Genomic DNA, 13099 nt, shown 5'->3' with positions numbered 1-13099 from the left:
ACTAGAGCTAGATAGATAACTGAAGCTAGATAAACATAAAAATAAGATAACAAAAGTTACACAAAAACTTAGATACCTATTATTAGATTAGTAAAGACGAGTCACATACATGAACATAAAGAACAAGCTCTATTCATTGGGAATATTTTCCATTTTCGGCATGATTGCATTGCTGTTTACCACTTCACAATTTGCAGATACCACGGCTCAAATGAGCCAAGCTAAACAAATCACCAAGGAACTTGAAGTACGATTGCTTAACCTTCGCCGCAACGAAAAAGATTTTTTGTTACGTAGCGATTTAAAATATCTCGATAACTTCGATGTTAACTACAACCAATTTTTAGAATCTGAATCTCAGCTCAATACGGTACTTAGCGATTTGGGTTTGGCCAACAGAGCACGGTTACGTGATGACATTGAAGCCTACCAGGTAAGCTTCGTTGAATTGGCGAAAGCTTATGAAGTCTACGGATTAGCACGAGATAAAGGCTTACTCGGTCGATTTCATGAAGAACTAGACAGCATCGGTGCAACAGTCAAAGCAGAGCAACAAGTCGAACTGTACTTGTTTAATGATCTGATTGAAAAGGGCATATTCGATCCAAGTGGTCTTTCAGTTAGTTCAAGCAAGTTGTTAGATACCGCTAAACAAGTGGTCGCACAGAAGCAAGTCATTGGCTTGAAGCACAACGAAGGTCTGTTAGGACAAGCACGCTCCGGTTCTCATGCTATAGAAACTCAGTTTAAAGAGTTCTCAGCGGTGTTAGAGCAACAAACGCAACAAGAGATGGACAAGCTATCGCTGATTAACAATATCCTTTGCGTCACATTGCTTGTGTCGATCATTCTGTTCAGCTGGTTAATTGTCCGCTCTATCATCGGTAAAATTGAATCTCTACTTTCGGTGATTCGTAACATTGTCGATTCTAACGATGTGTCCATTCGTTCACACATTGATGGCAAAGATGAACTCAGCACGCTAGGCCAATATTTCAACCAATTGCTTGATCAGTTGGAAGGCTTAATCGCGGCGTCTCAATCTAAGTCACTGCAACTGACGCAAAGCACGTCGAACATGCATGATGAGCTTGAATCGGTCATCAAACAGTTTGAAGTGCAAGCTGACCATACTTCAACCATGACCACTTCAGTGCAAGAAATGGTGCTCACCATCGGTGAAATCTCAGAAAGTACATCTGTGGCTGCGGAGGGTGTCCAGCAAGCCAAAGTGAATGCTGATAAAGGTCGTGAAGTGGTTGTAGACACTATAAACAATATTACCCAGCTGTCTGAACGTCTTTCAAGCAGCCAAGACTCGATCAGTTCATTGAACCATCATGTTGATCAAATTGGCGACGCGGTCAATATCATTCAAGGGATTGCAGAGCAAACCAATCTGCTAGCATTGAATGCAGCCATTGAAGCCGCGCGAGCAGGTGAACAAGGCCGTGGCTTCGCTGTGGTTGCGGATGAAGTACGAGCGCTGGCGAGTAGAACGCACCAGTCAACCACTGAAATCACCAGTGTAGTCACCGCAATCCAAAGTCAAATGAACGCTTCGATGACCGAGATTGGCGAATGTAATCAACAAGGGCAACTAACACTCAAAGATTCAGAAGAACTGGATGCAAGTTTGCAGCTTATCTTGAGCGACATGGAAAGTATTCAAGGCAACTCTGAACGTATTGCATCTGCGATTGAAGAGCAGGGCGCAGTGATGGCGCAAGTGAGTGATTCAATCACGGAGCTTAACACCATTTCGAACGACAACAACGCATCGGCTCAACACTGCTTAATGGAGGTAGATAAAGTGGCAGAACAAGCTCATGATATGGATAGAGCGGTAGCGCAGTTTAAAACGTCATAGTGGGTTTGATTTCATTCGGTAGGTAAGAAAAAATCGCCGCGAGGTATTAATCAGACTTAGTAATCTGAGGGCGCAGTTAATCTGCGCTTTTTTGTGTCTGAAATAATTAGATAATTACAAACAAATTAAAGCGAAAAATGAATGGAAAGGGAAGAACGTTGTTAGATAAGAAAAAAACGACCCTATAGGGGGGGAGGAGCAGGGTCGTTTAATCGTAGTAATTGATTGATTGAAGCGGGAAGTCGTGGGGTTACTTATTTCGACCTTCTAGCACGTCTAGTGCTAGTTCAACCGCCTTATCAATGTTGTCGCATCCCGCTAATTTACCTGAGCTAATTGGCCCCAGTACGTTAGCGTATAGCGAGAGCTGCTTGTTAAATGGCAGGCTCAACTGCTCATATAAACGCTGGCGAATCTCGGCGTGCTGCTCAGGAGCGTGAGCAGCAAGGCTTTTCAAAGTGTCATAAACAAGAGTGGTTGTAGTGTTCATTCGTCTCTATATCGTCAAGTGGGAGGCGCTTATTTTATAATCTTTTGACCCTAGCTTGCTGTGATATATGTCATACAATAGTGCAAATAATCTTACTTGAAAATTCTTCTGTTTTTTGACAAAGAGCTAGTTTTACTCGGTTTGATAGCCTTTACGTTTCGTCATTACCTTAAGTTGCAAACACCGAAATTATCTATGATCCTAGAAGCGCCTAAAAAATCGTTGTTCTGGTTGAATGCATGTCGAATTGCAATGACTTCGCAACCACTAGCTAAGCCAGCTTGAAGTCCGGGCGTTGAATCTTCAAAGATAACGGTTTTATTGGCAGATACATCTAGTCTAGATAGAGCCAGTAAATATGACTCTGGATCTGGTTTGTGCATTGCAACATGTTCTTTCGTTATGACTAAATCAAATAAGTGAGCCAGATCAAAGGCTTTCAAAATTTGGTCTGTCATCCACGACTGTGCAGAGGTTACAACAGCGCATTGCTTACCCGAATACTGGATCTGTTTTAGAAGCTTCTCCACCCCTTCATTTAGTGTGAGATCTTTTAAAATAATTAACCTGTAGTGCTCTTTAAATTTCGCATTAAACTCCTCCAAATTAGGGGCAATACCACAGTTTTCGAAGAAGTACTGCACCACTCTTTCCCACTTCATTCCCATAACATTTTGATAAATACGGTAGTCAACGATGGAACCATAATCTTCACAGGCGCGCGCTAAAGCCATACCTTTTAATGGCTCAGAGTTAACTAATGTTCCATCCATGTCGAAAATAAAAGCATCATGATAAAGGTCTATTGGTTCCATTCTAATTCGTTAACTCGCAGTTAATTGGTTAAAGGTGGGTAGCACTCAATGATCTCTACGCCATTTTCAGTATCGATAGTAATATTATTAACCCCTGCAGGGCAGAAGAACTTGTCGTACTTATGTAGTGTTAAAACCTCATCGTCTAAGGTAATTGTGCAGTTGCCCTCTGTTACAATACCCACATAAAACTCACTTTCAAATTTGGTGATGTTGGTGATAACTTTTGTACGACAAACCCGATATCTGTCGGTTGTTTTGTCATCAATGAGAGACTCTTTTACCGATCCGTCAGCATAAGCTGTTAATAGATGAGGTGTCTTCTTGTTCTGAGTTGCCACAGCTTCAACCGACTTCTCTGAATAGTCAAAAACATCAAGGCAAAAGTCCAAATCTCGCTTCATGTAGCGAGCTTCTTCAGGAAGTGTATAACCGGCTCGTTCAAACTCAAATCGAACAGCCCAGTCCGATGGTTCCATTATCTCAATCATTAGAATGCCTTCGCCAATCGCGTGAGGCATTCCTCCTGGAATAAAGTAACACTCACCAGGAGAGACTTTGATTTTTTCGAAGCAAGTTTTCAGTCGGTTAATATCTTGTTCAACAATGATCTCTTTCAACGTTTCTTTCGTCGGAGGCGTCTGAAATCCGAGATAAATATAAGGATCATCAATCTCTTCACGAACTTGTAAAATATAGTAGGCTTCAGCCTTGCCTGAATTTGAATCTAGGTGCTTTTGGGCAAACTCTCTGGTTGGGTGTGCTTGGAAATGTAAGCGAATTGAAGAGTCTAGAAACTTAATCAAAACCATAGGGTTAGGACCGAATCTACTGAAGTGCTCTTTACCTAAAAAATACTCAGGATCTAGATCTAATAATTCGGCGAAATCGAGTGAGTGATTGCCGATAATCGCAGTTGATTGACCTTCACTGATTGTTTCTCGACCTGGGTTAACGGCTTTAGTGACCGATGCAATCCAGTCTTCAGGAAAATAAGAGTCGACCGGAACGCTTTCGTTATTAATTTGGTCTAAAACCTTACCACCACTGTAAGAGCGCCAAACGCGGTTCTGACCAAATCGAATCAACTTATTTTTGTATTCCATGCCTAGCCCTTTAAGTTCAGTGTTTTTGTTAAGTTATGTAAAGTTTGCATTGCACCAACCTCTTGAATACATTCAAAAAGGTCGACTATCTTATTTACGAATTCGGCATCTGCAAGAAGGCTAGATTCAAAAATACCATCAATGCTTAATAAAGAAATGACAGCTTCACGAGGCGTTTTACTTTCTTGTTTGATTTGCTTGAACACGCCAGCCATTGGATCATGAACTTCGATAGCATCGCCGTTGTCATCCATGCCAATCACATAAGCCATCCACCCTGCAATGCCCAACTCTAACCAAGTTGTTTGAACAGCATTTTCTCGGTTATATTTGAGAGATTCACAAAATCGTGGTGGTAATTTCTGACTTCCGTCCATTGCTATCTGAGAGGTAAGGTGTTTTAAATTTGGGTTAGAGAAACGTTCAATCAGCGAATCTGCGTAAGCTGCAATGTCAGTTTCCTTCGGTAACGACAATGAAGGCGTTTGCTCATTCATCATGAAGTCTAGGATCACCTTCTTAAAATATGGGTCTGAAATCGCTTCTGACACATACTTATAACCACTCAAGTATCCCAAGTACGCAAGAAGTGAGTGACTACCATTTAGCATGCGTAACTTCATCTCCTCAAAAGGTATGACATCATCGACGAATTGCGCGCCCACTTCATCCCAATTTGGTCGACCAATTACAAAATTATCTTCTATTACCCATTGTCGAAAAGGTTCACAAGCGATGGAACATGGATCCGAGTAGCCGATAGCTGTTTCTATATAAGATAAGCTTTCTTTACTCGCCGCTGGAACAATACGGTCAACCATGGTGTTTGGGAATGTGACATTAGCCTCTATCCAAGAATACAGCTCCAAGTCGACCAATTTTGCAAAACTAAGAATAGCCGACTTCGCTACTTCTCCATTGTTTTGAATATTGTCGCAAGACAATACGGTGAACGCGTTAATATTCCTTTCTTTTCTGAGTCTTAAACCTTCAACGATATAACCGATGGCGGATACTGGACGAGAAGGTGAGTCGAGATCGAGCTGGATAAGACGGTTGTTAACATCAAGAGAACCAGTACTTGGTTCAATACAATAGCCTTTTTCTGTGATAGTCATTGAGACTATACGAACGTTTGGATTCGCAATTTTTTCGATGATAGTCGACTGACCGTCCAGATCTGGATGTAAGGATTGAGTGATTGCTTTTGATATTTTTATTTGTTCACTTGTCGCACCTCTCTCCAAAACAGCGTAGCAATGACCTTGCTCTCTTAACTGCTGAATAAGCGATTGTGAACCAAATAAGTTAATGGAACAGATCGTCCAGTTAGACTTTTTATTGTCTAACAATTCACTTGTATATAAAGCTTGATGAGCTCGATGAAAAGCCCCTAAACCAATATGAATGATTTCTTGATCTTTCTTTATGTATTGATTATTAACGTTTTTATTCATTTTATTGAACTCTTACCCTAATTTTGAAATTAGACGGCTATAAAAATTACCACTAGAGGGTAGCATTTATTTGTATGATTTAAATGGCATATCATCAGAGGTTTGTTTTTTTGTGAGAAGCGTCAACCAATTGGTAGACCAATTTTGACAACCAATATCTAGGGGCGATATAAAAGAAAGCGAAAGGTGTTTAGTTTTTGAATATCACGGTTAGGGCTCATTATGAATATCGATATACTTATAGTTATAGGCTACTTCGTTTTCCTCCTCGGAGTAGGTTGGATGTTTCGATCAGCAACGTCATCGACAAGTGATTACTTTAGGGGGGAGGCAAAATGTTGTGGTGGATGGTTGGGTCCACAGCATTTCTTCAAGCACTGAGTGCTATGACGTTTACTGGCGTAATGGGAAAAGCTCTTGATGTTGGCTTATCCATCTCTGTTATCTTTTTTGCGAATGCTCTCGGTTACTTTTGTAACTACTTATTCTTTGCTGCAAGAGCTCGACAAATGCGAGTTATCAGCCCAATCCAAGGCATTCGCAAACGTTTTGGTCCTGTCAGTGAGCAAGTTGTAACGTGGGCGACAGTACCGTCGAGTGTACTTCAGGCTGCGCTATGGCTGAATGCATTAGCGATCTTTGCAAGTGCGGTATTTAATATCCCAATTGAAACAACGATAGTTGCTGCAGGTATGGTTGTACTTCTTATGTCTTTGGTCGGCGGAAGTTGGGCTGTAGTTGCGTCAGACTTTATACAGATGATCATCATTACTGTTGTTACCTTCATAGCGACAATCGTAGCGATATACAAATCTGGTGGTGTAACACCAATCCTAGAAGCGGGTTTGCCTGATCAAGGGTTTGTTGGAGAAGGGTATAGCTATACCTATTTATTTGTTGGCTGGTTTATCTGTATTTTCATCAAACAGTTCTTCAGTACAAACAATATGATTGATTCTTACCGCTATATTGCAGCAAAAGATACTAATAATGCACGTAAAGCTGCAATCCTAGCGTGTTGTCTAATGGCGTTTGGACCTTTCATTTGGTTCCTTCCTGCTTGGTATGTAAGCGGAAACTACCCAGATATGTCTACATGGGGCCTCGATGTCCTAGGCAAAGATATTTCTAATGCCACTTATTTTGTCTTCGTTCGTAACGAGATGCCCGTTGGAATGGTTGGCTTGATGATGTCAGCTATGTTTGCTGCAACCATGTCGTCAATGGACTCTGCATTAAATAGAAATGCCGGCATATTCATTAAAAACGTTTATGAACCTTACATGGCAAAAGACAAATCAGATAAATCGATCTTGTTTGCAAGTAAAGTTTCTACCGTGGTATTCGGCTTGTTGATTATTGTTTGTGGCTTGTTCATGAGCAAACTGCAAGATTTTGGTCTATTTGATGCACTTATGATGGTGAGTACGCTTGTCGCGTTCCCTGTGCTTATTCCTTCACTGCTTTGTTTCTTTATCAAGAAGACTCCAGATTGGTCATGTTGGGCAACCATTGCCGTAGGCGCTTGTGTTTCAGCCGTTATTGCTTCAACAAATGCACCAATGATCGAAAGCCTGTTTAATTTATCTGAACCATTGTCTAGTCGTGAATTCGCTGAAATGAAATCGATAACCATGGGCGTAACAGGGCACATTATTATCACAGGTGGTTTCTTCTTGCTGACTCAACTTTTCTATAAAGAGCCAACAGGTAAGCGTGCTGAAGAAATCGCAGAGTTCTTTAGTAATGCAGAAACTCCAGTAATTGTCGAAGATTCGCCTCAAAGCTTCGAAGCTGATAGACAACAGTACATCTTACTTGGTCGAGTGTTATTGGCGACAAGTGCCGCGCTTCTTCTATTAACGCTGATACCAAACCCTATGTGGGGAAGAATGTTATTTGTATTAATGGCAGCGATTGTCGGGTTTATATCTTGGCTATTACTACGAGCTGGTAAGTTAAATGATGTAAAACTAAAAGCTTACACTGTCTAATTAAATAAAATATCAGATGAAGCCTTAATAAGGCTTCATCAAAAAATTAATAATAGGTAATAACTTATGAAGCAAACTTGGCGATGGTATGGTCCAAATGATATTGTAACGCTTAATGATATTCGTCAGGCTGGGGCAACAGGAATCGTAACGGCATTACATCATATTAAGAATGGTGAAATATGGTCTAAAGAAGAAATACTAAAACGTAAAAAGTTAATAGAAGAAAATTCACTTACATGGGAAGTTGTCGAAAGTATCCCTGTTCATGAAGAGATCAAGACTCAAACTGGAAATTTCATTCAATGGATAGAGCACTATAAGCAATCTATTATCAATTTATCTGAATGCGGAGTTGATACAGTTTGCTATAACTTTATGCCAGTTCTTGATTGGACGAGAACAGATTTAGAGTATGTACTCCCAGATGGTTCAAAAGCATTAAGGTTTGACCATATTGACTTTGCTGTTTTTGAACTATGCATACTAGAACGAGAAGGCGCACATGAAGAGTATTCAAAAGAAGACATTGCACTTGCTCGAACTCGTTTTTCTAACATGTCTGATGACAAAATTGCACAGCTAACATCGAATATCATTGCTGGTCTACCCGGTGCGGAAGAAGGGTATACTCTTCAGAAGTTTAGAGAGCAATTGGATCAATACCAACACATTGATGGCAATAAATTACGTGAACATTTAGTCTACTTCCTAAACGAAATTACCCCAGTGTGTGAAGAGTACGGCGTGAAGTTGGCCATTCACCCTGATGATCCACCACGGCCAATTCTTGGTTTACCGCGAGTGGTATCTACGATTGAAGATATCGAATTCTTGGCGCATCGTGTACCGAGTAAAATGAACGGTATTACTATGTGTACCGGGTCTTATGGTGTGCGAGACGATAACGATCTTGTGAAGATGATTGAAACTTTTGGTGATCGAATTTATTTCACGCATCTGCGTTCAACAAAGCGCGAAGAAGAACCCGGCAACTTCCATGAAGCAGCTCATCTCAATGGTGATGTTGATATGTATGAAGTGATATTTGCACTTCTTAAAGAAGAAAATCGTCGTACTAATAATGGACAAAGTGATTTAATTCCAATGCGGCCTGATCATGGTCACCAAATTATTGACGACTTAAATAAAAAAACAAACCCAGGGTATTCTTGCATAGGCCGTTTAAAAGGCTTAGCTGAGATTCGTGGTGTCGAGTATGCATTGACTCGGTCTCATTTTAATTAATGTGTTTTCAATTCGATATTGGGTTTTTAAATTAAGCTAACCCAGGGATATTATCGGCTTAGCTTATTTAGTGTCAGTGAAAATATTGATAATCAATAAGGGAAGTCGTTACTGTTACTTCCCTTTATTTATAGGTGATGATATGTCGGTTCAACAAAAATTTGGCGGTGAACTTTCGGATGAGGAATTTAGAAAATTCACCCTATATGCAACACAAAGTAATAATAAACATGATGACGAGTCGAGAGCTCAAATCTTAGGCTTCACCAACAATAATGTTCGAGTTGCTCCAGGAGCTATCGTTCGCATTGGTGAAAACCAAATCGGAACACGAAGTTATATAGGCCTATACAGCTACATTAATGGTGATGTGGAGGTTGGTGAAGACGTTTTGTTAGGGCCACATGTTTCTGTCGTTGCGTCTAATCATTTATTTGACCCGACTTCAGAGTGCTTTAGTGGTCGTAGTGATTTGGAAAGCGGAAAGGTCACAATCGCAAAGGGTGTTTGGTTGACATCTGGTGTTGTTGTCACTCCAGGAGTGAGCATCGGTAAATGTTCATTGATTTGTGCTAATTCGGTAGTGACATCCGATGTGCCCCCATATTCGATTTTTGCAGGGACCCCAGCGAAGCAAATTGGTCATATTGATGCAGAGACAGGGCAATATCATTGGTCGAAATAGAGGAGTAACACATGCTACAACTAGAAAGAACGCATGATTTCCAAATTTTTTTGTCGCCTTGTAACGAAATTTCCTCAGTCAATCCCCCAAGTTTCAATTGGCCTCAAGGAGAGTATGGTTCTGCATATAACATCGAACTTGAAGACAAAGACGGTGAGCAAAAATGGGATTGGAAATCGGTGCAGTCTCCTTTACAACCGACATTTCAGTTACCTCAAGGTAGCTATCGCTGGAGAGTGACTTGCCTCAATACTCTAGCAAAATCTGATTGGATTGTTTTTGAAATCACGACGGAGTCAGAAAACTACTTGGCACCGGACGCTATGTCACTATTCTCACTGTGTGCTAATAAAGACCAGTTTATGATGTATCTCGATGAAGATATTGACGCAGTCAGCAATACTTCATTAAGTGCAAGAGACAAGTTACGCAATAGTGTTGAACTAACTGATATAGATGACATTTTATATTCTAATCATTATCGCCGTGGTAATGAAGAAGGGAAGCGTACAGCTATCGCTAACGTAAGACGTTGGATTGATCGCGATCTTATCGCACTAACATTACTATATAAGGTGTGGGGTGATGAGGTGGCAGGACATAAGGCATGCCAAATTTTATTGCGCTTATCCGAGTGGAGCCCTGAAGGCCCGGCGTCACTGTTAAGGCCTTGCACGTGGGGAGATGAAATTGGCCTGTCAATGACGCGAAATTTGTATCTTGCCTATCATTGGTTGTCTCCATTGCTGACGACCGACGAGTGTTCATTCGTCAGGCCGCTCTTAATTCGATATGCCTATCAAATGGAAGAGCGCTTAGAGCAAGATAAGTTTAAACAGTACCCGGGACATTCACATACATCGCGTTTACCTGCTTACTTAGGCGTTGCTGCCCTTGTGTTACACAAAGAGTTTGAAATTAAAACTTGTGAACGTTGGCTTAATTACGCCTTAATGATTTACCGAGGTGTGTTGCCTTTCTATGGCGGAAAAGATGGCAGTTGGGTTGAGGGGCCTTTTTATTCTTCTTCCTATACCAAGTGGCACCATCCGTTTTTCTTGTCGGTTGAGCGTTTAAGTGGCTTTTCTTTCTATAATCACCCGTTTTATAAGAATTACGTTAAGTTTGCTTTGGACTTTGTGGCGAATAACGATCGAATTCATCCCTTTGGTGATGGATTCTGGTGTAAGAGAGAAGGTAAAGAGTGGCCTGGTTTCTTTGCGCAAAATCCACTCAGAATATATGCACCACGGTATGGTTGTACGAAGTCGATATTAGAGTCCAAGAAGTTAGAGTCCAATATTGAGACTTACAAGCTCCATTTATTAGATATAGTACCGACGTATCCGCAGTTACAATTTGAAAAATCGGATCAACATTCAACCGTTTCTAATACGTTAATGACTTCAAATGAGGCGTTTGTTTCTGACGAGACTGCTCTGTGTGTGAGCCCTGCGTCGAACAACATTTACTATTCATACGCAGGGTTAGGTAAAACTGCCCATAGTAAAATGTCGGTGTACTACCGAGCAAGTAAGTTTGGTAATAGTTCTCATCGCCATGCTGATCAAGGGAATGTTGCACTAGTCGATGATGGCGTTAATGTTCTTACTCCGAGTGGCAGTTATGGCTATAGGTTTGGTAGCAAACATCATAGTTTATGGACTCGAACTACGCAGGCGCATAATTTACCCTTATTTGGTGGTGTCAATTTAGACGATAGCGTTACCAACGCGACTGAAGGTCAGAAGATAGATTGCACAACAGCTCAAGCAACAGTAATCACTCGAATTGATAGCAATGAGTTTCAATGTGTCGTTCTAGATCTCGCGAATGCTTATGAGAGTTGTGAGTCGTTTGTGCGAACAATAATACAAGTTGCAGATAACGGGGTCGTTATTGTCGACAACATTAGGCTATCTGAACCCAAATCGATGCAATGGCGAGCCCATACCCCGCTCGAAGTTGTTATTAAGGGGGGGAGTGTTGATTTGCACCATGAACAAGAAACTTATTATCTTGGAATGATGAGTGATCCTTCTTGTGTAGTTAAGTTAACAAGTGAAATTGATGACGGTGATGGTTTCAAAGGGAATGTTGAATCTGACGCTCAGAAAGATATTAAACATCTAGAATGGTTCATAGAAGAACAGCAGCAACATCAAGTGGTTATGAGTTGCTTAAAACAACCAATAGATTACGTGTTAACTGACGAAAGTACTTTGATACTTGCCCATGCGGGCCAGTCTTTTAAGCTCAATGTAGAAACTGGTGAGGAGATCACTCCGTAAAAATCAGGTGACATAAGTATTTTATGTCACCTATTTTCTAAAGATTGTCTTTTGATGTCGCGATAGCGGGAATGGAGTTAAACAGATAACCATCAAAATTAGGGTCAGTAAAATCAGAAAGCTCTAAAAGCCTAATCTTCACATGTTCTAGATGTTGCCACATCGCTTGCTTAGCTTCGAGTGGGTTCTTACGTCTCATTGCGAGTAGGATAGCAGCATGATCATCTAACCACTCTTTTCTATAGTCTTGGATATCAATATGAGTATGTAGTTTCTGCCACATAGGACTAGATTCTCGACGCGCCCAAGAGTCTTTTAAAATATCGACTAATACTGAGTTTTGTGTGGCTTCTGCAATACATAGATGGAACATTCTGTCGCCCATTGGGTTCTGAACATTGTTCTCAATCTCACGTCTTTCTATTTCTAGTGCATCACGCATCTTTTCAATATCAGTTGGTGTTGCTTGCGTAGCGGCAAATTCAGCGATACTGCCTTCTAACAATTGTCTTGCTTGCAGCATTTCAAAAGGGCCTACGTCTTCACTAGCCTCCACTGTAGAACTGGTGGGCAAATTAACGATATAAACTCCAGAGCCCTTTTTTACTTCAACAAGGCCTTCGAGTTCTAGCATGATGATTGCTTCTCTAACCACAGCTCTGCTCACGGATAGACGCTCAGCAATATCTCGCTCGGGCGGTAAACGACTTCCAATCGGGTAAAGACCATCAGATAGTTCTTTTCTCAAGATAAGACCGAGGGTTTGATAAGGGCGTTTGGGTTCGAAGTTGATCATGGAGATGCAGGTTACCTTTGGATCTGTGGTGTAAATGAAAGTTCTGAATTAATCAGAAACCCATTGTAAACGCATATAAATATCAATTCGAGTAAAAACCTAACTAATACATCGATGATTGTATCAAAGGGTAACTATTTGCGAACCTTGGTTTTTATGTGTTTGAACAAAGGTTTATGGAATGAATAGATGAACCTTTGGTGTTCTCAGGTTATAGGTAGCTTTACTTGCGCCTAATTTCGTATTGGAACATCCAACTATCGCTGTCCACGCTCAATCAGGTTGCTTCAGTAATGTTATATCACCTAACAACATGATATTGATAAGAAACGAACTCGTTTGTTAGG

Annotated in this window: 9 protein-coding genes and 1 pseudogene; 5 read left to right on the top strand and 5 right to left on the bottom strand. The window is 40.8% G+C overall.

The window, feature by feature from the left end:
• The first annotated feature begins 160 nt into the window (after positions 1 to 160).
• Positions 161 to 1870: a methyl-accepting chemotaxis protein gene (locus SJY39_RS23035; protein ID WP_016789536.1), complete on the top strand. Its 1710-nt coding sequence runs from the start codon at positions 161 to 163 to the stop codon at positions 1868 to 1870.
• 250 nt (positions 1871 to 2120) lie between these two features.
• On the opposite strand, the gene SJY39_RS23030 is transcribed toward SJY39_RS23035, so the two are convergent.
• The 4 genes from SJY39_RS23030 to SJY39_RS23015 form a co-directional block, all read right to left on the bottom strand.
• Positions 2121 to 2360, bottom strand: coding sequence for a PAS factor family protein (locus tag SJY39_RS23030; RefSeq protein ID WP_004733935.1), 240 nt, complete (start codon positions 2358 to 2360; stop codon positions 2121 to 2123).
• Positions 2361 to 2524: 164 nt separating this feature from the next.
• The gene (locus SJY39_RS23025) at positions 2525 to 3175 is read right to left on the bottom strand and encodes an HAD family phosphatase (protein WP_016789537.1); all 651 of its coding nucleotides are present in this window, start codon (positions 3173 to 3175) and stop codon (positions 2525 to 2527) included.
• Between the two features lie 20 nt (positions 3176 to 3195).
• Positions 3196 to 4281 (bottom strand): class I mannose-6-phosphate isomerase, encoded by a 1086-nt coding sequence (locus SJY39_RS23020; RefSeq protein WP_016789538.1) that lies wholly within the window; start codon positions 4279 to 4281, stop codon positions 3196 to 3198.
• Positions 4282 to 4283: 2 nt separating this feature from the next.
• Complete coding sequence (locus SJY39_RS23015) at positions 4284 to 5738, bottom strand: mannitol dehydrogenase family protein (RefSeq protein WP_016789539.1); 1455 nt, start codon at positions 5736 to 5738, stop codon at positions 4284 to 4286.
• A 222-nt stretch (positions 5739 to 5960) separates the two neighbouring features.
• On the opposite strand from SJY39_RS23015, the pseudogene SJY39_RS23010 reads away from it, so the two are divergent.
• From SJY39_RS23010 to SJY39_RS22995, 4 genes and pseudogenes are all read left to right on the top strand, one after another.
• Positions 5961 to 7732, top strand: a pseudogene (locus SJY39_RS23010) (transporter).
• Positions 7733 to 7798: 66 nt separating this feature from the next.
• Positions 7799 to 8980 carry a mannonate dehydratase gene (uxuA, locus tag SJY39_RS23005; protein ID WP_016789541.1) on the top strand — a complete coding sequence of 394 codons (1182 nt, stop codon included), beginning with the start codon at positions 7799 to 7801 and terminating at the stop codon, positions 8978 to 8980.
• 142 nt (positions 8981 to 9122) lie between these two features.
• The gene (locus SJY39_RS23000) at positions 9123 to 9665 is read left to right on the top strand and encodes an acyltransferase (RefSeq protein ID WP_016789542.1); all 543 of its coding nucleotides are present in this window, start codon (positions 9123 to 9125) and stop codon (positions 9663 to 9665) included.
• Between the two features lie 11 nt (positions 9666 to 9676).
• Positions 9677 to 11956 (top strand): heparinase II/III family protein, encoded by a 2280-nt coding sequence (locus tag SJY39_RS22995; protein ID WP_016789543.1) that lies wholly within the window; start codon positions 9677 to 9679, stop codon positions 11954 to 11956.
• A 37-nt stretch (positions 11957 to 11993) separates the two neighbouring features.
• Here the strand turns inward: SJY39_RS22995 and SJY39_RS22990 are convergent, their stop codons facing one another.
• Positions 11994 to 12752, bottom strand: a complete 759-nt coding sequence (locus SJY39_RS22990) for an FCD domain-containing protein (protein WP_016793535.1) — start codon at positions 12750 to 12752, stop codon at positions 11994 to 11996.
• Positions 12753 to 13099 lie beyond the last annotated feature (347 nt).

Origin of the sequence: Vibrio sp. R78045 (assembly GCF_042466085.1) — a bacterium.
Taxonomy (GTDB): Bacteria; Pseudomonadota; Gammaproteobacteria; order Enterobacterales; family Vibrionaceae; genus Vibrio; species Vibrio cyclitrophicus.
The sequence above is the reverse complement of the archived record's forward strand: the minus strand, read 5'-3'. Positions and strand labels throughout refer to the sequence as shown.